Source organism: Pseudomonas sp. AC242, assembly GCF_979258655.1.
This window is the reverse complement of record NZ_OZ409873.1, coordinates 4,163,257-4,184,443: the sequence shown is the minus strand read 5'-3', so window position 1 is coordinate 4,184,443 and position 21,187 is coordinate 4,163,257. Positions and strand designations below refer to the sequence as shown.

14 protein-coding genes and 2 pseudogenes are annotated in these 21,187 nt (G+C 60.0%); 2 read left to right on the top strand and 14 right to left on the bottom strand.

From position 1 onward, the window contains the following. Positions 1-17: 17 nt before the first annotated feature. From ACZZ0A_RS18780 to arcD (ACZZ0A_RS18740), 9 genes are all read right to left on the bottom strand, one after another. Entirely contained in the window at positions 18-1,394 is a 1,377-nt protein-coding gene (locus ACZZ0A_RS18780) for an L-serine ammonia-lyase (RefSeq protein ID WP_095112277.1), read from the bottom strand. A gap of 203 nt (positions 1,395-1,597) precedes the next feature. Beyond that, positions 1,598-4,450 carry an aminomethyl-transferring glycine dehydrogenase gene (gene gcvP / locus ACZZ0A_RS18775; RefSeq protein ID WP_463543576.1) on the bottom strand — a complete coding sequence of 951 codons (2,853 nt, stop codon included), beginning with the start codon at positions 4,448-4,450 and terminating at the stop codon, positions 1,598-1,600. Between the two features lie 11 nt (positions 4,451-4,461). Continuing rightward, a complete protein-coding gene (gcvH, locus tag ACZZ0A_RS18770; RefSeq protein WP_463543575.1) occupies positions 4,462-4,845 on the bottom strand; it encodes a glycine cleavage system protein GcvH in 384 nt (127 codons plus the stop codon). A gap of 438 nt (positions 4,846-5,283) precedes the next feature. Then, positions 5,284-6,792, bottom strand: coding sequence for a sigma-54-dependent transcriptional regulator (locus ACZZ0A_RS18765; RefSeq protein WP_095112274.1), 1,509 nt, complete (start codon positions 6,790-6,792; stop codon positions 5,284-5,286). A 262-nt stretch (positions 6,793-7,054) separates the two neighbouring features. Then, positions 7,055-7,417, bottom strand: coding sequence for a DUF5064 family protein (locus ACZZ0A_RS18760; RefSeq protein WP_007908047.1), 363 nt, complete (start codon positions 7,415-7,417; stop codon positions 7,055-7,057). Positions 7,418-7,479: 62 nt separating this feature from the next. Beyond that, entirely contained in the window at positions 7,480-8,409 is a 930-nt protein-coding gene (arcC, locus tag ACZZ0A_RS18755) for a carbamate kinase (protein ID WP_007908046.1), read from the bottom strand. Positions 8,410-8,550: 141 nt separating this feature from the next. Beyond that, on the bottom strand, positions 8,551-9,561 hold the full coding sequence (locus ACZZ0A_RS18750; protein ID WP_007950113.1) for an ornithine carbamoyltransferase: 1,011 nt from the start codon (positions 9,559-9,561) through the stop codon (positions 8,551-8,553). 69 nt (positions 9,562-9,630) lie between these two features. Next, positions 9,631-10,887 carry an arginine deiminase gene (gene arcA, locus ACZZ0A_RS18745; RefSeq protein WP_095112273.1) on the bottom strand — a complete coding sequence of 419 codons (1,257 nt, stop codon included), beginning with the start codon at positions 10,885-10,887 and terminating at the stop codon, positions 9,631-9,633. A gap of 33 nt (positions 10,888-10,920) precedes the next feature. Further along, positions 10,921-12,348, bottom strand: a complete 1,428-nt coding sequence (gene arcD, locus ACZZ0A_RS18740; RefSeq protein ID WP_007908042.1) for an arginine-ornithine antiporter — start codon at positions 12,346-12,348, stop codon at positions 10,921-10,923. A gap of 437 nt (positions 12,349-12,785) precedes the next feature. Between arcD (ACZZ0A_RS18740) and arcD (ACZZ0A_RS18735) the strand changes: the two genes are divergently transcribed. After that, complete coding sequence (arcD, locus tag ACZZ0A_RS18735; protein WP_095112272.1) at positions 12,786-14,213, top strand: arginine-ornithine antiporter; 1,428 nt, start codon at positions 12,786-12,788, stop codon at positions 14,211-14,213. Further along, positions 14,210-15,073 (top strand): DNA-3-methyladenine glycosylase family protein, encoded by an 864-nt coding sequence (locus ACZZ0A_RS18730; protein WP_463543574.1) that lies wholly within the window; start codon positions 14,210-14,212, stop codon positions 15,071-15,073. Before arcD (ACZZ0A_RS18735) ends, ACZZ0A_RS18730 begins: the two co-directional genes overlap by 4 nt. Positions 15,074-16,061: 988 nt before the next feature. Here ACZZ0A_RS18730 and ACZZ0A_RS18725 read toward each other — a convergent pair. From ACZZ0A_RS18725 to ACZZ0A_RS18705, 5 genes and pseudogenes are all read right to left on the bottom strand, one after another. Then, positions 16,062-17,411 carry a CoA transferase gene (locus ACZZ0A_RS18725; RefSeq protein ID WP_463543573.1) on the bottom strand — a complete coding sequence of 450 codons (1,350 nt, stop codon included), beginning with the start codon at positions 17,409-17,411 and terminating at the stop codon, positions 16,062-16,064. A 206-nt stretch (positions 17,412-17,617) separates the two neighbouring features. Beyond that, a pseudogene (locus ACZZ0A_RS18720) lies at positions 17,618-18,148 on the bottom strand (methyl-accepting chemotaxis protein); the annotation flags it as partial. A 327-nt stretch (positions 18,149-18,475) separates the two neighbouring features. After that, positions 18,476-19,483: pseudogene (locus tag ACZZ0A_RS18715) on the bottom strand (methyl-accepting chemotaxis protein); the annotation flags it as partial. A gap of 486 nt (positions 19,484-19,969) precedes the next feature. Next, positions 19,970-20,359 carry a YbaN family protein gene (locus ACZZ0A_RS18710; protein ID WP_463543572.1) on the bottom strand — a complete coding sequence of 130 codons (390 nt, stop codon included), beginning with the start codon at positions 20,357-20,359 and terminating at the stop codon, positions 19,970-19,972. Between the two features lie 153 nt (positions 20,360-20,512). Continuing rightward, positions 20,513-21,109, bottom strand: a complete 597-nt coding sequence (locus tag ACZZ0A_RS18705; RefSeq protein ID WP_463543571.1) for a biliverdin-producing heme oxygenase — start codon at positions 21,107-21,109, stop codon at positions 20,513-20,515. Positions 21,110-21,187: the final 78 nt, after the last annotated feature.

Genomic DNA, 21,187 nt, shown 5'->3' with positions numbered 1-21,187 from the left:
GCCGAGTTGAATAAGGCTCAGCATTCGATAATGTTGACCGCCAGACCGCCTCGGGCGGTCTCTTTGTATTTGCTTTTCATGTCGGCGCCGGTCTGGCGCATGGTGCGGATGACTTTGTCGAGGGAGACGAAATGCTGGCCGTCGCCTCTCATGGCCATGCGTACCGCGTTGATGGCTTTCACCGAACCCATGGCATTGCGCTCGATGCACGGCACCTGCACCAGTCCGCCAATCGGGTCGCAGGTCAGACCGAGGTTGTGTTCCATGCCGATTTCCGCGGCGTTCTCGACTTGCTGCACGCTGCCGCCGAGCACTTCGCACAATGCCCCGGCCGCCATCGAACAGGCCACGCCGACTTCACCCTGGCAACCGACTTCGGCGCCGGAGATCGAGGCGTTTTCCTTGTAGAGAATGCCGATGGCCGCCGCCGTCAGCAGAAACCGTACGACGCCGTCGTCATTCGCGCCGGGGATAAAACGCATGTAGTAATGCAATACCGCCGGAATAATCCCCGCCGCGCCGTTGGTCGGTGCGGTAACCACGCGGCCACCATTGGCGTTTTCTTCGTTGACTGCCAAGGCGTAGAGGTTGACCCAGTCGAGCACCGACAACGGATCGCGCAACGCTGATTCCGGGTTTTTGCACAGTTGCCGATGCAGCGCTGCCGCACGACGTTTGACCTTCAAGCCGCCCGGCAAAATACCTTCGTTACGGCAACCTGCAGCCACGCAGTCCTGCATCACCTGCCAGATGTTCAGCAGTCCGGCGCGGGTTTCCGCTTCCGGGCGCCAAGCGCTTTCGTTGGTCAGCATCACCTGGCTGATCGACAGACCGTAGGTGGCGCAATGACCGAGCAAGTCTTTGGCACTTTTGAACGGGAAGGTCAGCGGTGTGGCGTCTTCGACGATGCGGTCGGCACCGGCGGCATCCTCGTCGACGACGAAACCACCACCCACCGAGTAGTACTCGCGGCTGCGAATCTGCAGGCCCGCCGCATCGAAGGCGCGGAAGATCATGCCGTTGGGGTGATAGGCCAACGGCTTGCGGATCATTGCCAGGTGTTCTTTCTCGTTGAACGCAATGCTGTGCTCACCGAGCAGATTCAGTCGGCCGTTGCCGCGAATCTCTTGCAGGCGTGCGGCGACGGTTTCGGTATCGACGGTGTCGGGGTGTTCGCCTTCGAGGCCGAGCAACACGGCTTTGTCGCTGCCGTGACCTTTGCCGGTGGCGCCGAGGGAACCGTAGAGCTCGATGCGAACGCTGGCGGTGGTGGTCAGCAGATTTTCACGTCGCAGGCCTTCGGCGAAACGCGCAGCAGCACGCATCGGGCCGACGGTGTGGGAACTGGAGGGGCCGATGCCAATCTTGAACAGGTCGAACACGCTTAACGACATGAGTGGTTCTCCGGTTTCTTGTTATAGGAATTGGCGGAAATATCAGGCTTGATGCGTTCCTTGTGGGAGCTGGCTTGCCAGCGATGGCGGTGGGTCAGGCAACAAAGATGTAGGCTGATCCACCCTCATCGCTGGCAAGCCAGCTCCCACAGGGATTTGTGGTGTTCTGGAGAAAGAGGCAGGTATTCCTGCCCCTCATTCCATTAAGCGTAGCTTTCGATCGACGGGCAGGCGCACACCAGGTTGCGATCGCCGAAGACGTTGTCGACGCGACCGACCGGCGGCCAGTATTTACCTTCAATCAACGACGCAACCGGGTAAACGGCCTGCTCGCGGCTGTACGGGTGGGTCCACTCGCCAACCAGTTCCGCCGCGGTGTGCGGAGCGTTCTTCAGCGGGTTGTCGTCCTTGTCCAGCGTGCCGTTTTCCACCGCGCGGATTTCTTCGCGGATGCGGATCATCGCGTCGCAGAAGCGGTCCAGTTCTTCCTTGGATTCGCTTTCGGTCGGCTCGATCATCAGCGTGCCCGCTACCGGGAACGACATGGTCGGCGCGTGGAAACCGAAGTCGATCAGGCGCTTGGCGACGTCATCAACGCTGATGCCGCTGCTGTCTTTCAACGGACGCAGATCGAGAATGCACTCGTGCGCCACCAGACCGTTGCTGCCGGTGTACAGGACTGGGTAGTGCTCTTCGAGGCGACGGGAAATGTAGTTGGCATTGAGGATTGCCAGTTGCGAAGCGCGCTTCAGACCGGCGCCGCCCATCATCCGAATGTACATCCAAGTGATCGGCAAAATACTTGCGCTGCCGAACGGTGCCGCGCAGACCGCGCCTTCCTTGCGTTCCATCTGGCCGTGGCCCGGCAGGAACGGCGTCAGGTGCGACTTGACGCCAATCGGGCCGACGCCCGGGCCGCCACCGCCGTGCGGGATGCAGAAGGTTTTGTGCAGGTTCAGGTGCGAGACGTCGCCGCCGAACTTGCCCGGTGCGCAGAGGCCGACCATTGCGTTCATGTTGGCGCCGTCGATGTACACCTGACCGCCGTTGTCATGAATGATCCCGCAGATTTCGCGGATGCCTTCTTCGAACACGCCGTGGGTCGACGGGTAAGTGATCATCAGCGCGGCGAGGTGTTCGCGGTGCTCGATGGCTTTGGCACGCAGGTCTTCGATGTCGACGTTGCCGCGCGCATCGCAGGCGGTCACGACCACGCGCATGCCCGCCATGTTGGCGGTGGCCGGGTTGGTGCCGTGGGCGGACGAGGGGATCAGGCAGATGTCGCGGCGTTCATCGCCACGGCTCTGGTGATAAGCACGAATCGCCAACAGGCCTGCGTATTCGCCTTGCGAACCGGCGTTCGGTTGCAGCGAGATCGCGTCGTAACCGGTAGCGGCGCAGAGCATCGCTTCCAGTTCATCGGTCAATTGCTGGTAACCGGCACTTTGCGCGGCCGGGGCGAACGGGTGCAGGGCACCGAATTCAGCCCAGGTCACCGGGATCATTTCGCTGGCGGCGTTGAGTTTCATGGTGCACGAGCCCAGCGGGATCATGGTGCGATCCAGTGCCAGGTCTTTGTCCGCCAGTTTGCGCAGGTAGCGCATCAGCTCGGTTTCCGAGTGATAACGGTTGAACACCGGGTGGCTGAGGATTGGCGACTGACGTACCAGCGAGGCTGGAATAGTGCTCTGCACGGTCGCAGCAAGTGCAGCGAAGTCCGGCAGGGTCTTGCCGTCGGCGAACAGGCCCCACAGGGTTTCAATATCCGCCTGGGTGGTGGTTTCGTCGACCGACAGACCCAGACGCTGAGCGTCGATCACGCGCAGGTTGATCTGTGCAGCGTGCGCCTTGTCGTGCAGCGCTGCGGTGTGTGCGCCGGTGACCACGGTCAGGGTGTCGAAGAAACTGGCTTGTTCGACATTAGCGCCCAGCGCGGTCAGGCCCTTGGCCAGAATCGCGGTCAGGTGATGTACGCGGTTGGCGATCTGGGTCAGGCCTTTCGGGCCGTGGTAGACGGCGTACATGCTGGCGATGTTGGCCAGCAGCACCTGCGCGGTGCAGATGTTCGAGGTGGCCTTCTCGCGGCGGATGTGTTGCTCGCGGGTCTGCATCGCCAGACGCAGCGCAGGCTTGCCGAAGCGGTCAACCGAGACACCGACCAGACGGCCCGGCATATCGCGCTTGAACGCATCTTTGGTGGAGAAGTAAGCCGCGTGCGGGCCACCGAAGCCCAGCGGCACGCCGAAGCGTTGCGCGGAACCGATGGCGACGTCAGCGCCGAACTCGCCCGGGGCGGTCAGCAAGGTCAGGGCCAGCAGATCAGCAGCCACGGCCACCAACGCGTTGGCGGCATGGAAGCGTTCGGTCAGTTCGCGATAGTCGAACACATCACCGTTGCTCGCCGGGTATTGCAGCAGTGCGCCGAAGAACGGCGTCACGTCAGTCAGTTCACGCTCATCGCCGACCACAACGTCAATGCCCAGCGGCTCGGCACGGGTGCGCAGCACGTCGAGGGTTTGCGGGTGGCTGTGGATCGAGGCGAAGAACTGGTGGCTGCCCTTGTTCTTGCTCAGGCGTTTGCAGAAGGTCATGGCTTCGGCAGCGGCGGTGGCTTCGTCGAGCAGCGAGGCGTTGGCGATCGGCAGGCCGGTGAGGTCGCTGATCATGGTCTGGAAGTTCAGCAGCGCCTCGAGACGGCCCTGGGAAATTTCTGGCTGGTACGGCGTGTAAGCGGTGTACCAGGCCGGGTTTTCCAGCAGGTTGCGCAGGATTGGCGACGGCGTGTGGCAGTTGTAGTAGCCCTGGCCGATGTAGGTTTTGAACAGCTGATTTTTGCCAGCGATCGATTTGATCATCGCCAGGGCATCGGCTTCGCTGAGGCCATCGTCCATGCCGAGCACGCTGGTGCCCTTGATGCTTTCCGGGATGACACTGGCGCTCAGCGCTTCGAGCGAGTCGAAGCCGAGGCTGTTGAGCATGGCTTGCTCGTCACCGGCGCGCGGGCCGATGTGACGGGCAATGAATTCGTTGGCGGTGCCAAGGTTTACTTGAGTCATGTCGGTGTTCCTCAGGCTTCGGCTTGGGCTTTGATCAGACGGTCGTACGCGTCCTGATCGAGCAGTTTGCCGACAGCGGCGGCGTCGCTTGGCTGGAAGCGGAAGAACCAGCCTTCGCCCAGCGGATCTTGGTTGACCAGTTCCGGGGCATCTTCCAGCGCCGGGTTGACTGCCAGTACCTCGCCGTCGAGGGGCATGTACACGCCGCTGGCGGCTTTTACCGATTCCACGGTGGCGGCTTCGGCGCCTTTTTCGTAAGCCTGCAGCTCAGGCAGTTGCACGAACACCACGTCGCCCAGGGCGTTCTGCGCGAAAGCGGTGATGCCGACAGTAACGCTGCCGTCAGCTTCGGTGCGCAGCCATTCGTGATCTTCAGTAAAACGCAACTCGCTCATGGAAACTCCTCAGGGGCCAGACTCGTCTGGTGGACGCGGTGGAATAGTCGGGCGCGAAGGCCCTTATTTATGAGGGGTTGATTAGCAAGAATGCGGCCAACGTTTATTTATTTATATAAATCAATAAGTTATCTGTTTTGGTGAGATGGCTTGAGCTGGGGTGTGTAGCGAAATCGCTACAGCCTGGAGCGAGGATAAAAGCTGAACGGGATCAAAGCCTTGCACAGCGGTGATCGGAGGAGGGTGTAGCGATATCGTTCCGCTGTAGCGCTTTCAGTACAGTTGGAGGTCGTTTTTAAACTGGGAACCCTGATTTTTTGAATTGGAAACCCGGACTGTAGGAGTTGCCGAAGGCTGCGATCTTGATCCGGGCAATACACATCCAAAGTCAAAAGATCGCAGCCTCCGGCAGCTCCTACAAGGGAATTTGTGGTGATCTCAGGGTTTGTTGGGAATGCCGTACTTGCGCAGGCGATGGGCGATGGCCGTGTGCGAAGTTTGCAGGCGGCTGGCCAGTTGCCGGGTCGAGGGGTAGCTGACGTAGAGTTTTTCCAGCAGCGTTTTTTCGAACGACTCGACCGCTTGTTCGAGGCTGTCGACATCGCTGTCGGTTTGCCGCGCCACCGAGGTACCGGCAATGTCGAGGTCGCCAATATCCACCAGGCTACTCTCGCAAATCGCCGCCGCGCGGAAGATCACGTTCTGCAATTGCCGCACGTTGCCCGGCCAGCGGTTGCCGAGTAGTGCCGGGTAAGTCCCCGGGGCGAGGCGGCAGACCGGGCGCTGAATCTGCGCACAAGCCTGCTGCATGAAATAGCGGGCCAATAGCAAAATGTCCTGGCCGCGCTCACGCAGTGGCGGCACCTCTACGTTGAGCACGTTGAGGCGATAGAACAGGTCTTCGCGGAACAAGCCTTCGCTGACCATTTTTTCCAGATCGCGGTGTGTCGCGCTGAGGATGCGCACGTTGACCTTCACTTCGCGATCACCGCCCACGCGGCGGAAGCTGCCATCGTTCAAGAAACGCAGCAGCTTGGCCTGCAAGTACGGCGACATCTCGCCGATTTCATCGAGAAACACCGTGCCCTGGTTGGCCAGTTCCATCAGCCCCGGTTTGCCGCCGCGCGCTGCTCCGGTGAAGGCGCCGGGGGCGTAGCCGAACAGTTCGCTTTCGGCGAGGTTCTCCGGCAGCGCTGCGCAGTTCAACGCCAGAAAAGGAGCGCTGTGCCGCGCACTGATCGCGTGGCAGGCACGGGCGACCAGTTCTTTGCCGGTGCCGGTTTCGCCTTGAATCAACAGCGGTGCGTCGAGGGCGGCGACTCTTTGAGCGCGGGCCTTGAGGGTGCGGATTGCCGGGGATTCTCCGAGCAATGCATCGAAACCTTCGGCATGGTCGTGGTGCAAGGCCGAGAGTTGTTCGCCGATGCGGTTCGGTTGATACAAGGTCAGCAGGGCGCCAGCGTCGGTGATCGGCGTGGCATCGAGCAACAAGGTCTGACCGTTGACGGTGATTTCGCGCAGCGGCAAACGGAAGCCGTGTTCGAGCAAGGTGTCGAGCAGCGCGGGATCATTGAACAGTTCTGCAACACTCTCACCGGCCGGTTCGCGACCGTACAACGCGATCAACGCCGGGTTGGCCAGCAGCACCTTGCCGGCGCTGTCGAGCGCCAGCACCGGATCGGTCATTGCCGCCAGCAACGCGTCGAGCTGCAAGTGCCGACGCTGGCCAGGGAGGATGTCGACCACGGTTACCGCCTCGACGCCGAGCACGCGAAACAAAGCATCTTTCAGCTCTTCGAGCACTTGCGGGCTCAACGTTGGCGCGTCGATGTAGACGTTTGGCGGGATCATCTCCACCGCATCCAGATTGAGATTGCGCCCACCGAGGATAGCCAGGACTTCCTGGGTGATGCCGACGCGGTCGATGAAACTGACGTGGATACGCATGGGGCGGTTCAGTGATCTGCAGAGCGGAGGGTGGCAAGTATGCCTTGGGCTTGGAGAGAGGTGAAAGCAAAAGCACCCTCACCCCAGCCCTCTCCCAGGGGGAGAGGGGGCTGACCGAGGTGTCTGAGGTTTGACATCGACCTGAAAGAACCAGTCGATTATGGATTCGGTAAAGCAAGTTCAGGTCGGTGTAACTCTGAAGCATTCCCCAATCAGTCCCCTCTCCCTTTGGGAGAGGGCTAGGGTGAGGGGCTTTTGCGGGTTACTCGAAATGCTCAAGATTGACCGGATCCCCGGATTTCATATCAAGTTGCTTGCGGATGTCTTCAAACATCATGTCGTAATGCTTGTGCACCGAACCGATCTGACTGTGAGTCTTGGGAATGCCGTACTTCTCGGCGATTTTCGTCACGTTGTTGGCAAAGTTGTAGGCCTCCTCTTTGGGCAGGAAGAAGGTCTCTTTCATGTCCTTGCCCTGAAGGTTGCCATGCATCGTGAACTGGATGCCTTTGCCTTTTTGCGGATCGGTGAACACTTCATAGTCGAGGTGCACGTTGTAACTGACGTCATCCGGCGTCAACGCATGCCGCTCAATGTGCAGATGACCGGGTTCAAACTGGGCCATGGGTTTCTCCTTTCAAGGCATGGGAGAAGGGCAGACCCTCGGTCTGCCCCCGGAGTTTCTGATTATCGGTAAGTGATGCCCGGCTTCGCCGTGGTCACGCGAGTACCGGCAGTGCCCTGAACGATGGCTTCGATATCCGCCAGCGAACCGATCACCGCGACCTTGCCAGTATGGCGCGCGAATTCGCAGGCTGCCTGCACCTTGGGCCCCATCGAGCCGGCGGCGAAACCGAGGCGTTCGAGTTCGTCCGGGTGCGCTTCGGCAATGGCTTTTTGCGTTGGCTTGCCGTAATCGATGAACGCCGCGTTGACGTCCGTGGCAATCACCAGCAGGTCGGCTTCCAGTTGCTCGGCGAGCAGCGACGAGCACAGGTCCTTGTCGATTACCGCCTCAATACCCTTGAGATTGCGGTTCTCGTCATACATGGTCGGAATCCCGCCGCCACCGGCGCAAATCACGATGCTGCCCTTGTCCAGCAGCCACTTGATCGGGCGGATTTCGAAGATGCGTTTTGGCCGCGGACTGGCGACCACGCGGCGGAATTTGTCGCCATCCGGAGCAATCGCCCAGCCTTTTTCAGCAGCGAGTTTTTCCGCTTCGGCCTTGTCGTAGACCGGGCCGATCGGTTTGGTCGGGTTCTGGAAGGCCGGATCCTTGGCGTCGACTTCAACCTGGGTCAGCAGGGTGGCGAACGGCACCTCGAAATCAAGCAGGTTGCCCAGTTCCTGTTCGATGATGTAGCCGATCATGCCTTCGGTTTCGGCACCGAGCACGTCCAGCGGGTAAGGGCTGACGGAGGTGTATGCCGCCGCTTGCAACGACAGCAGGCCGACTTGCGGGCCATTGCCGTGGGCGATGACCAGTTGGTTGCCGGGATGGATCTTGGCGATTTGCTCGGTGGCGATGCGGATGTTGGCGCGCTGATTGTCAGCGGTCATCGGTTCACCACGGCGGAGCAGGGCGTTACCGCCCAGCGCTACGACGATACGCATAATGCATGTCCTTTTCGTGTTGATCGTTCCCACGCTCTGCGTGGCAATGCCGCCACGGACGCTCCGCGTCCACTGTGACGCAGAGCGTCACGGGATGCATTCCAACGCGGGAGCGTGGGAACGATCATGGATCAGCAGTGGTTACAGATCAGCCAGGGTCGAGACCAGAATCGCCTTGATCGTGTGCATGCGGTTTTCCGCTTGCTCGAAGGCGATGCAGGCTGGGGACTCGAACACGTCGTCGGTCACTTCGATGCCGTTGGCCAAGTGCGGATACTGCTCGGCAATCTGTTTGCCGACCTTGGTATCGCTGTTGTGGAACGCCGGCAGGCAGTGCATGAACTTGGTGCGTGGGTTGCCGGTGGCTTTCATCAGCTCTTTGTTGACCTGATACGGCAGCAGTTGCTGGATACGTTCAGCCCAGGCCTCAACCGGCTCGCCCATCGATACCCAAACGTCGGTATGGATGAAGTCGACACCTTTGACGGCGGCTTTCGGGTCTTCGGTCAGGGTGATGCGCGCACCGCTTTCTTCCGCGTATTTGTTGCAGCGCTCGACCAGATCGTCATGCGGCCACAGCGCTTTCGGCGCGCAGATGCGCACGTCCATGCCGAGTTTGGCGCCGACCAGCAGCAGCGAGTTGCCCATGTTGTTGCGCGCGTCGCCCAAGTAGGCGTAGCTGATTTCATGGATTGGTTTGTCGGCGTGTTCACGCATGGTCAGCACGTCGGCGATCATTTGCGTCGGGTGATATTCATCGGTCAGGCCGTTGAACACCGGCACACCGGCGAATTTTGCCAGCTCTTCGACGATTTCCTGTTTGAAGCCACGGTATTCGATGGCGTCGTACATGCGCCCCAGCACGCGGGCGGTGTCTTTCATGCTTTCTTTGTGGCCGATCTGCGAAGAGTTCGGGTCGATATAGGTGACGTTGGCGCCTTGGTCATAGGCCGCCACTTCGAACGCGCAACGGGTGCGGGTCGAGGTTTTTTCGAAGATCAGGGCGATGTTGTTGCCCTTCAGGTGTTGTTGCTCGGTGCCGGTGTATTTCGCGCGTTTGAGATCGCGGGACAGGTCGAGCAGGTAACGCAGCTCACGTGGGGTGTGGTGTTCCAGGCTGAGCAGGTTACGGTTGTGAATGTTGAACGCCATGATGATTCTCCTTGGATTCGGTAATCGGCCCGGCCGCTACGGGATGGGTGCGGCCGGGGAGATGGTCGTTTAGTAATCGATTGGGTCACGCACGATCGGGCAGGTCATGCAGTGGCCGCCGCCACGGCCTCGGCCCAGTTCACCGGCGCTGATGGTGATGACTTCCACGCCGGCCTTGCGCAGCAGGGTGTTGGTGTAGGTGTTGCGGTCGTAGCCGATGACCACGCCCGGTTCCACGGCCACCACGTTGTTGCCGTCGTCCCATTGCTCGCGTTCGGCGGCGAAGCTGTTGCCGCCGGTTTCCACCACGCGCAACTTCGGCAAATTGAGGGCTTTGGCCACGGTGTCGAGGAAAGTGCCTTCTTCGCGGCGGATGTCGATGCCGCCCTGTTTGCTTTCGTCAGGGCGCAGGGTGAAGGCGACGATCTGATTCACCACTTCCGGGAAAATCGTCACCAGGTCGCGGTCGCAGAAACTGAACACGGTATCCAGGTGCATCGCCGCGCGGGACTTCGGCAGGCCGGCAACGATGACTTTTTCCACGGCTTTGTTTTTGAACAGGTTCAGCGCCAGTTGGCCGATGGCCTGACGCGATGAGCGCTCGCCCATGCCGATCAACACCACGCCGTTGCCGATTGGCATGACGTCGCCGCCCTCGAGGGTGGAACTGCCGTGGTCCTTGTCCGGGTCGCCGTACCAGATCTCGAATTCGGCGTTGGTGAACTGCGGGTGGAATTTGTAGATGGCGGTGGTCAGCAGGGTTTCCTGACGACGCGCTGGCCAGTACATCGGGTTCAGCGTCACGCCACCGTAGATCCAGCAGGTGGTGTCACGGGTGAACTGGGTGTTCGGCAGCGGCGGCAGAATGAAGCTGGAGTGGCCGAGGAAGTCGCGGAACATCTGGATGGTCTTGCCGCCGAAACTGTCCGGCAGATCATCGGCGGACACGCCGCCAATCAGGAATTCGGCGATGTGCCGTGGCTCAAGGCTTTTCAGCCAGGATTTGACTTCGTTGATCAGGCCCAGGCCCACCGAATCGGCGGTGACCTTGCGCTCAAGAATCCAGTCCAGCGCTTCCGGGATGGCGACGATGTCGGTCAGCAGGTTGTGCATTTCCAGCACATCGATGCCGCGCTCGCGCATTTTGGTGACGAAGTCGAAGTGGTCGCGCTTGGCCTGAGCCACCCAGAGCACGTCGTCGAACAGCAGTTCATCGCAGTTGTTCGGGGTCAGCCGCTGATGGGCCAGACCTGGGGAGCACACCATGACTTTGCGCAGTTTGCCGGCTTCGGAATGGACGCCGTACTTAACTTTTTCCGTGGTCATTTCAGATCCTCCAGATAACAAATCAATCAGGGATTACAGAGTCAGGAAGCCGTCGTAGAGACCGTAGGCAGCCACCAGGGCACCCACGACCACTGCGGCGAAAATCAGCTTCTCGACGTTAGTGAAAATCGGTTGTTTGAGTTCCAGCTTGGCTTTGGCGAACAGGATCGCGCCAGGTGCGTAGAGCAGGGCCGAGAGCAGCAAGTACTTGACCCCGCCGGCATACAGCAGCCACACCGCGTAGATCAGCGCGATGCCGCCGATAATCAGATCCTTGCGTCGCTCGGCCGCGAAGCCTTCGTAGCTCTCGCCGCGCACCGCCAGCAGCAGGGCGTAAGCCGCCGACCACAGGTATGGCACCAGGATCATCGAAGTGGCGAGGTAGATCAGCGACAGATAAGTACTGGCCGAGAACAGCGTGATGATCAGGAAAATCTGCACCATCGCGTTGGTCAGCCACAGGGCGTTGACCGGCACGTGGTTGGCGTTTTCCTTGCGCAGGAACTCCGGCATGGTGTGGTCTTTGGCAGCGGCGAACATGATCTCCGCACACAGCAGCACCCACGACAGCAGCGCACCCAGCAGCGAGATGATCAGGCCGACGCTGATCAGCACCGCGCCCCAGTGACCGACCACATGCTCGAGCACGGCGGCCATCGACGGGTTCTGCAGTTTCGCCAGTTCCGGTTGGGTCATGATGCCCAGCGACAGCACGTTCACCAGCACCAGAAACAGCAGCACGGTGATGAAACCGATCACGGTGGCTTTGCCGACGTCCGAGCGTTTTTCCGCACGGGCCGAGAAGATGCTCGCACCCTCGATGCCGATGAACACCCAGACGGTGACCAGCATCATGTTGCGCACCTGGTTCATCACACTGCCCAGATCCGGGTTTTTGATGCCCCAGATGTCGGCGGTGAAGATGTCCAGTTTGAACGCGAACACCGCGATCAACACGAACAGCAGCAGCGGTACGACCTTGGCGACCGTGGTCACCAGGTTGATAAACGCCGCTTCCTTGATCCCGCGCAGCACCAGAAAGTGCACGGCCCACAGTAAAACCGAGGCGCCGATTACCGCAGCAACGGTGTTGCCTTCACCGAAAATCGGGAAGAAATAACCGAGGGTGCTGAACAGCAGAACGAAGTAACCGACGTTGCCCAGCCAGGCGCTGATCCAGTAACCCCAGGCGGACGAGAAACCCATGTAATCGCCGAATCCGGCCTTGGCGTAGGCGTAGACACCGCCGTCCAGGTCAGGCTTGCGATTGGCGAGGGTTTGAAAGACAAAAGCGAGGGTGAGCATGCCGACAGCGGTGATGGCCCAACCGATCAGTACTGCACCGACGTCGGCGCTGGCGGCCATGTTTTGTGGCAAAGAAAATATCCCGCCACCGATCATTGAGCCGACTACCAATGCAACCAGTGCACCTAGTCGTAGTTTTCCGGGAGCTTCAGACATTGCATGACTCCATTGCAGGAGAGAAGAGATCACAGCGTAGTTCTGTTGTCTGTTCAAACAGCTGACTTAGATCAGTGCATGGTCACATTCCATTGTTAATGAATGACTTAGGCTTCGACTGAAGGCATAAATACTCTGCCCGCAAGGCCCGTCCTAGAGGCGTTGTGGCTACATTGTTGGGAATGGCTATTATTACTTTTGAATTATCACGCTAGTTCTTTTTCAGCTTTTGGCAAATTTTCAGCGTCTGTTTTCAGTACAGAATTGATTTATCAGGATCAGCGCACAAAACTGTCTTAACGTGCTAGGCGTTAGCGTCATCGGCTATATATAAACAGGCGGTAATTGGCGTTACCTGATAAACGTCATCTACCTTTATCCGTTTAGTTAATAGTTGTTACAAATGCACGCTCACCACACTTCAAAGGGAAACTGAAATGTCGCAACCGACGCAAAAGCTGCGATTAGGCGCGTTGATCGCCCTGGTGGTGGGTTCGATGATTGGCGGGGGGATTTTCTCGCTGCCGCAGAACATGGCGGCACGCGCCGATGCCGGGGCGATCCTGATCGGTTGGGGCATCACGGCGATCGGCATGCTGACCCTGGCGTTCGTGTTCCAGACGTTGGCCAATCGCAAACCCGAGCTGGATTCCGGCGTGTACGCCTACGCCAAGGCCGGGTTTGGCGACTACATGGGTTTCTCGTCCGCGTGGGGTTACTGGATCAGTGCGTGGCTGGGCAATGTCGGCTATTTTGTCCTGCTGTTCAGCACCCTCGGTTACTTCTTTCCGGTGTTCGGCCAAGGCAATACGCCGATCGCCATCGGCTGTGCATCGGTGCTGCTGTGGGCCGTGCATTTTCTGGTGATGCGCGGGATCAAGGAGGCGGCGCTGATCAATCAATTGACCACGGTGGCCAAAGTCGTACCGCTGATCATGTTCATCGTCATCGCCGCCATCGCATTCAAGGCTGACATTTTTACCCGCGACATCTGGGGCACCAGCAACCCGAATTTCGGTGGGGTGATGGATCAGGTGCGCAACATGATGCTGGTCACGGTGTTTGTGTTCATCGGCATCGAAGGCGCCAGTGTGTACTCGGCGCGGGCGGAGAAACGCAGCGACGTCGGCCGCGCCACGGTGATCGGATTTATCGGCGTGCTGGCGCTGCTGGTACTGGTCAACGTGCTGTCGCTGGGGATCATGAGCCAGCCGGAACTGGCGAATCTGCAGAACCCGTCGCTGGCGGCGGTGCTCGAGCACATTGTCGGGCCGTGGGGCGCGTTGCTGATCAGCATTGGCCTGGCGATTTCCCTGCTCGGCGCGTTGCTGTCCTGGGCCTTGCTGTGCGCGGAAATCCTCTTCGCCACGGCCAAGGACAAGACCATGCCGGCGTTCCTGAAAAAGGAAAACAAGAACCATGTGCCGGTCAACGCGTTGTGGCTGACCAACGCGATGATCCAGATTTTCCTGTTGATCACGCTGTTCTCGGCGGGCACTTACACCAGTCTTATTTATCTGGCCTCGTCGATGATTCTGGTGCCGTACCTGTGGTCGGCGGCGTACGCGGTGCTGCTCAGCGGGCGCGGCGAAACTTACGAACACGCCTCGGCTGAGCGCACCAAGGATCTGCTGATCGGTGGCATCGCCCTCGGTTACGCGGTGTGGTTGTTGTATGCCGGCGGAGTGAAGTATTTGCTGTTGTCGGCGCTGTTGTATGCGCCAGGGGTGATCCTGTTTGCCAAGGCCAAGCATGAGGCGGGCGAGCCGTTGTTCACCCATGTCGAGAAGGGCATTTTTACCTGCGTGGTCATCGGCGCGGGGTTGGCAGCGTATGGGTTGTACAGCGGTGTGTTGTCGTTGTGAGGTTGTCGCTTGCCTATGCACCGCCGTATGACTGGGAGGCGATGTTGGGGTTTCTCGCGGCGCGGGCGGTGGTCGGGATGGAGGCCGTGGGCGATGGCGTGTATTCGCGCAGCATCGGGTTAAACGGTGTTCACGGCACGGTTTCGGTCTGGCTAGGGACGGCGGATGCGCTGGAGGTCGAGCTGGACTTTCCTGATCCGGCAGCCGTGCCCGAGATCGTTGTCAGGTTGCGGCGGATGTTTGATCTGGATGCGGATCTGGCGCTGAGGCAAGGGCATCTGGCGAATGATCCGTTGCTGGCGCGGTTGATTGTCGAGCGTCCGGGGTTGCGCATTCCCGGTGCGTGGGATGGATTGGAGTTGGCGTTTCGCGCGGTGCTTGGGCAGCAGATTACGGTGGCGGCGGCGATTCGTCTGGCGGGGAAACTGGTTGCGCAATATGGCGCGCCGCTGGATTCCACCGTGCCCGGATTGACCCATGTGTTTCCCGAAGCGCCGGTATTGGCAGTGGCAGATCTGGCCGCGTTGGGCATGCCGAAAAGTCGTGGGCGCACGTTGTCGGGCGTGGCGCAGACGTTGCTGGATGAACCCTCGTTGTTTGAGCCGAATCGCGAGGGTGGCGTGGCGCGGTTGTTGGCGCTGCACGGGATTGGCAAGTGGACGGCGCAGTACATCGCGTTGCGGCAGTTGCGGGATATGGATGGGTTTCCCCATGGTGATGTCGGGTTGCTGCGGGCGCTGGAAGTGCTGGAAGGCAAGCGGCCGACAGCGCGGGAATTGTCGTTGCGCGCTGAGGCCTGGCGACCTTATCGAGGGTATGCGGCGCAGTTGTTGTGGACGTCTTTGAGCCGGGCAGATTGATACATCATCGCTCGGCCTGAAATTGCAGCCCTCACCCCAGCCCTCTCCCGGAGGGAGAGGGGGCCGACCGAGGTGTCTTGCGTTTTACATCGACCTGAAAGACCGAGTCGATTATGGATTCAGCGCTGATCGTTCAAGTCGGTGAATGTCTTCAGTATCCCCGAATCAGCCCCTCTCCCGGAGGGAGAGGGGGCCGACCGAGGTGTCTTGCGTTTTACATCGACCTGCAAGACCGAGTCGATTATGGATTCAGCGCCGATCGTTCAAGTCGGTGAATGTCTTCAGTATCCCCGAATCAGTTCCTCTCCCGGAGGGAGAGGGGGCCGACCGAGGTGTCTTGCGTTTTACATCGACCTGAAAGACCGAGTCGATTATGGATTCAGCGCCGATCGTTCAAGTCGGTGAATGTCTTCAGTATCCCCGAATCAGCCCCTCTCCCGGAGGGAGAGGGGGTCGACCGAGGTGTCTTGCGTTTTACATCGACCTGAAAGACCGAGTCGATTATGGATTCAGCGCCGATCGTTCAAGTCGGTGAATGTCTTCAGTATCCCCGAATCAGCCCCTCTCCCGGAGGGAGGGGGGGCCGACCGAGGTGTCTTGCGTTGTACATCGACCTGAAAGACCGAGTCGATTATGGATTCAGCGCCGATCGTTCAAGTCGGTGAATGTCTTCAGTATCCCCGAATCAGCCCCTCTCCCGGAGGGAGAGGGGGCCGACCGAGGTGTCTTGCGTTTTACATCGACCTGAAAGACCGAGTCGATTATGGATTCAGCGCCGATCGTTCAAGTCGGTGAATGTCTTCAGTATCCCCGAATCAGCCCCTCTCCCGGAGGGAGAGGGGGCCGACCGAGGTATCTGGCGCTGTCCATCGACCTGCAAGACCAAGTCGATTATGGATTCCGAATCAATCGTTCAAGTCGGTGAATCTCTTCAATATCACCCGATCGGTCCCCTCTCCCTCTGGGAGAGGGTTAGGGTGAGGGGCTTTTAATTCCACTGTGGGTGATGAGAACCCAGCTCTGTAGCCGGCAACGCCCACTGAATCGGCGTGCCGCTGATCTTCACCGGCACCTGCAAACGATGCGCCGGGCCCCACGGGGTCTGCTCTATCGACGTGCTCTGATCCTGTTCATCCTCGACGCGCAACGCTTGCGTTGTCCCCGGCCCATGCTCGATCAACAACTTTGCCGTACGCGCCAGCGACAATCGCGCCGAGCCCGAGCGGCCATTCGCCAACCGCTCAGTCAGCAACCTGAGCGCACTGGCCGCCATCAAGTACCCGGTCGCATGATCCAGCGCCTGCACCGGCAACGGCGTCGGTTTGTCGGCCTGCATCCATTGCTGGCCGGCCTCGGCGATGCCGCTGCTCATCTGCACCAAACTGTCGAAGCCCCGACGGTTCTGCCACGGGCCGTTCCAGCCGTAGGCGTTGAGGGCGACATCGATCAGGCCCGGTGCCAGATGGCGACGGCGCTCAACGCCGAAACCGAGATTGTCCAAAGCGTCGGCGCGGTAACCGTGCAGCAAAATATCGGCGTCTTTCAACAAGCCTTCGAACACCGCGCGATCCACCGGATCCAGCAAGTTCAGCCGCGCGCAGTGTTTGCCGAGGGTCATTTCCGGAACGACACCAGGCTCATTCCAGGTCGGGGAATCGATGCGCAACACGTTGGCGCCAAGGCCAGCGAGAAAACGGCTGGCGGTGGGGCCGGCGAGCACGCGTGTCAGATCCAGCACCCTGATCCCGGCCAACGGTTGCGCCACCGAGCCTTGCCACGCTTGGTGCTGTTCATCCTGCGAATCAAGGAAATGCACCAGCGGCTCGCCATTCACCGCGAGCCCCTGCGGATGCTTCTGCCATTGCGCCCAACTGCGCATTTCGGCGGCGCAGCCCTGGGCCTCGACCACCGCTTGTTCCAGATCCGTACTCGTCCATTGCGCGACTTTCGCCGCCATTGCATCACGGTCGGCGCAGGCGCCGAGCACACGTTCAGCGGCGGCGCGGTGATGTGGAGCGTTGGTGTGCAGGCGGATCCAGCCGTCGCGGGTCGCGTAGTCGCCGGCGATCGGGTCCCACAGCGGTGGCACCTGCCAGCCGATTGGTCGCAGCGAGCTGGAGAACCAGAACGAGGCCAATCGACGGTCGACTGCAACGGCCGGCAAATGACCTGACTGCTGCTGGATCAACTCGCTGACGGCCTGACCGGCAGCAGCGATGCTGGCGCAGGCAAGCTCCGTGACGGCGAACGCCGAGGGCAGGGCGCCTTGCTCGGTGAAAGGAATCGGTGTGCGAGGCAAACCGAGTGCGGCTTGAATGGACGTGAGTAAATCAGTCATCGAAGGCCCTCCGGAGCGAGAGGGCGATGATAGTGCAAAACAATCCCGTGTCAGATGAAATCCCCGATTGCAGGGTTGCCACTTGACCCTGTGGGAGCTGGCTTGCCAGCGATAGCGGAGTGTCAGTCAACAATGTACTGACTGATGTGCCGCCATCGCTGGCAAGCCAGCTCCCACAAGGTTTTGTGGTGGATTGAGTGGCGGGCTCAGACGCGAAACTGATCCATCAATTTCATCTGCTGACTCGCCAGGGCATTGAGCTGGCTGCTGATCGCCGCCGACTCAGTAGCCTGCTCGGTCAGGGTTTCAGTCACGGTACGAATCGCCGAAACGTTGCGATTGACCTCTTCGGCGACCGCACTCTGCTGCTCAGCCGCGCTGGCAATCTGCAGGTTCATGTCGCTGATCACCGTCACCGCATCACTGATCTTGCCCAGCGCATCCACCGCCTGACGAATCTGCCCGGCGTTGTTGTGTGCCTGAGTCTGGCTCGAATGCATGGTCGCGACCACGCCACGGGTGCCTGTCTGAATCTTCTCGATGACTATGCGAATTTCTTCCACCGAATCCTGCGTGCGCTTGGCGAGGTTGCGCACTTCGTCGGCAACCACGGCAAAACCACGGCCGCTCTCACCGGCGCGGGCCGCTTCAATCGCCGCGTTGAGCGCCAGCAAATTGGTCTGTTCGGCGATACTGCGGATCACTTCCAGTACCGAGCCGATCTGCTCGCTGTTGACTGCCAGCGCTTCAACTTCGGTCACCGCTTTGCTGACTTCTTCGGCCAGTTGATTGATGTCGCGGGTGCTGCGCTCGATGATCGACATGCCGTCCTTGGCCGACTGATCGGCACCTTTCGCGGCATTGGCGGCGTTCGATGCGCTGTTGGCGACGTCATGGGCGGTGGCGCTCATTTCGTTGGACGCGGTGGCCACCTGATCGATCTCGCGGAACTGCACCTGCATGCCTTCGCTGGTCTGGCGGGCGATTTCCGAAGACTGGTCGGCGGTGCCGCGCGCCTCGGTGATGCTCTGCTTGATCTGCGCGATGGTCGGTTGCAGCTTGTCGAGGAAACGGTTGAACCAGTTGACCAGTTCGCCCAGTTCATCCTGTTTGCTGTAGTTCAGGCGTTGGGTCAGATCACCTTCGCCGCTGGCAATGTTCTTCAGCATCTCGGCAACGCTATTGATCGGGCGAGTAACGCCGGACGCAGTCAGCCAGATCAGCAACAGGCCAACCAGACCGGCAACCACGGCGACCAGCAGCGCGGTGATCACGCCGGTTTCCTGAGCATCGTCGAGTACCGCTTGCAGCTTGACCGAATCGGCCAGCAGCACTTGTTTTGGCAGGTCGATGACTACGCCCCAGGCGCGTGAGTTACCGATCGGATCGACCGGGTATACGGCGCGAATCAGATCGCCCTGTTCGAGAATCTTTGGTGTACCAGAGGTCAGCAGTTGCAGTACGTCCTTGCCATCGGCACCGAGAGTGTCGCTGATCTTTTTGCCGACCTTGCTCGCGTCGGAACTGTCAGCACCGAGCACGCCGCTGCCGGAAACAATCAGCATGTGCCCGGCGTTGTTGAACAGGTTGCGCTGGGAATCCACGGCCGCTGCTTGCAGGGCATCGAGGGCGATGTCGACACCGACCACGCCGATGGCCTTGCCGTCGACGATCAACGGCACGGAAATGGTCGTCATGAGCATTTCCTTGCCACCGACGGTGTCGGCATACGGGTCGAGCAGGCAGGTGCGCTTGGCATCGCGAGGGCAGGTGTACCAGCTGTTGTACGGCGTGCCGCTGACGCTGAGGGTGGTTTTGGTCAGGTCTTCTTCGACCATGATGGTGTTCAGCGAGGCGCCAGCGGCGCGGCTCCAGTACGTGGCAAAACGTCCGGCTTCGTTGGACTGGCGCGCAGCATCGTTGGCGAACTCGCTGTCCTTGCCGTCGAGAGCGTTCGGTTCGAAAGCGAGCCAGATGCCGAGCACTTTATCGTTGCGCTCAAAAGCGGTTTTCAGGCTCAGGTTCAACTCTTCGCGCAAGGCACCGGCGTCCAGCGAACGCTTGGCGGCCATGACGCGCATGTCCTTGATCTGGTCAGCCAGGGCAGTGATCACCGTCAGGCTTTCGCCGAAGGTCTTCTGCACCCGCACCGCTTGCTCGGCGGCTTTGGCTTGCAACAGATTCTGCACGCTGGCGGTGAGCAATTTATTGCTCGAGTCACTGACCAGTTGGTCGTTCTGGTTGGTCTGGTAGATGTTCATGCCGACGATCAGCGCAACCACACCGAGCAGGCACAGACCGGAGAGCAGAACGATTTTCAGGCGAATGGACAGAGAGTCGAACATGGGGCGATCTCGCGAATGAATAAACGGGTGGCAGGCGGATATGAACTATCCGGTTCGCCAAATCCATTCAGCGCCATGCAATGCTCATCGGCGTGGAAGCAGAGGGCATGAGGCGCGTGCCGACGGACGGTCAGCGCTAAACGTTTGCGCAGGAGAAAGTGCTGAAAAAGCGATTAATTACAGGGATGTTTCAGTGTGGATACGGGGGCGGGTTCACGCGGGAATCGATTCCGGACGCGACCAGATCCACAGATTGCCCAGGCTCATCCCGGCAATCGCCAGATAGACCGGCCAGCCGTGATCGAGCATCACCAGCATTAACGTCGCGCAAAGCAACATGCTCAATGTCGCGCTGACTTTGGCCTTGCGCGCGATGATCTTGCCGTTGCGCCAATTGCTGAGGATCGGTCCGAACAAGCGATGGTTTTCCAGCCAGGCACTCAGGCGCGGCGAGCTGCGGGTCGCGGCCCAGGCGGCAAGAAGGATGAACTCGGTGGTCGGCAGGCCGGGCACGACGATGGCGATCAGGCCAATGCCAAGGCTGACGTAAGCCAAGAGGCCGAACAGCACGCGGGCGAGTTTCGTGGAGGCGGGTTGCGGCATGGGCTACGCGGTGGCTTCTGAAGCGGAATGGAGATCTTACAGGCTTACGCAGTTCCCCTGTAGGAGCTGCCGAAGGCTGCGATCTTTTGATGTTGTTTTCAAGATCAAAAGATCGCAGCCTTTGGCAGCTCCTACAGGGGGATGTGTGTTGTGTCAGGCCGGCTCAGCTTCTGTGGCGTAAGCCTGTTCCAGCAACACGGTGAAGCGGTTGAACGCGTCGATCGCGCCTTGCTCCACTTCAGCTTCTTCTTCAGCAGTGAAATGCAGCGAATCGAGGGTGCGCACGAAGCTTTTCCAGCCTTCGGCACGGCCACCTTCAGGCTCACCCAGGTGACGGGCACCGAAGGTTTCGCTCAACTCCAGCGCCACCGCGCGTTTGATCAGGAATGCCGCACCGAGCTTCGAACCTTCGGAAACAAAGATCCAGCCCAGAGCACGAGCCTTGCTCGGGTTTTTCACCGCGCCTGCTACCGGGGCCGGTACTTCGGTTTCCAGGTCCGCGAGGTCAGCCTTGGCCGCTTCGGCGCGGCAACGGGCCGGCAGATCCGGGACGATGGCGGTCAGTTCAGCGTCGTTGTACAGATCGACCAGTTCCGACTGGAACAGGTACTGCGCGACGACGAAACGGGCGAAATTGGCGCGGGTCTCGAACGGCGCGTGGGCTTTGACCAGGGCGTCGAGCTTGCTGTGCGGCTCGTGGGTGATCTGGTTCAGGCGTTGTGAACGCAGGGCTTTTTCCGATGTGCTCATGACATGTCCTTGATAAAAGAGGCGCTTGATAACGAGACGAACAAGGCGACGTGCAAGCGTAAAAAAACCTCACTGCGC

Excerpts from the sequence above, each read along its gene's own strand:
- ACZZ0A_RS18780 (WP_095112277.1), bottom strand. The coding sequence starts at position 1,394 with ATGTCGTTAAGCGTGTTCGACCTGTTCAAGATTGGCATCGGCCCCTCC.
- gcvP (WP_463543576.1), bottom strand. The coding sequence starts at position 4,450 with ATGACTCAAGTAAACCTTGGCACCGCCAACGAATTCATTGCCCGTCAC.
- gcvH (WP_463543575.1), bottom strand. The coding sequence starts at position 4,845 with ATGAGCGAGTTGCGTTTTACTGAAGATCACGAATGGCTGCGCACCGAA.
- ACZZ0A_RS18765 (WP_095112274.1), bottom strand. The coding sequence starts at position 6,792 with ATGCGTATCCACGTCAGTTTCATCGACCGCGTCGGCATCACCCAGGAA.
- ACZZ0A_RS18760 (WP_007908047.1), bottom strand. The coding sequence starts at position 7,417 with ATGGCCCAGTTTGAACCCGGTCATCTGCACATTGAGCGGCATGCGTTG.
- arcC (WP_007908046.1), bottom strand. The coding sequence starts at position 8,409 with ATGCGTATCGTCGTAGCGCTGGGCGGTAACGCCCTGCTCCGCCGTGGT.
- ACZZ0A_RS18750 (WP_007950113.1), bottom strand. The coding sequence starts at position 9,561 with ATGGCGTTCAACATTCACAACCGTAACCTGCTCAGCCTGGAACACCAC.
- arcA (WP_095112273.1), bottom strand. The coding sequence starts at position 10,887 with ATGACCACGGAAAAAGTTAAGTACGGCGTCCATTCCGAAGCCGGCAAA.
- arcD (WP_007908042.1), bottom strand. The coding sequence starts at position 12,348 with ATGTCTGAAGCTCCCGGAAAACTACGACTAGGTGCACTGGTTGCATTG.
- arcD (WP_095112272.1), top strand. The coding sequence starts at position 12,786 with ATGTCGCAACCGACGCAAAAGCTGCGATTAGGCGCGTTGATCGCCCTG.
- ACZZ0A_RS18725 (WP_463543573.1), bottom strand. The coding sequence starts at position 17,411 with ATGACTGATTTACTCACGTCCATTCAAGCCGCACTCGGTTTGCCTCGC.
- ACZZ0A_RS18710 (WP_463543572.1), bottom strand. The coding sequence starts at position 20,359 with ATGCCGCAACCCGCCTCCACGAAACTCGCCCGCGTGCTGTTCGGCCTC.
- ACZZ0A_RS18705 (WP_463543571.1), bottom strand. The coding sequence starts at position 21,109 with ATGAGCACATCGGAAAAAGCCCTGCGTTCACAACGCCTGAACCAGATC.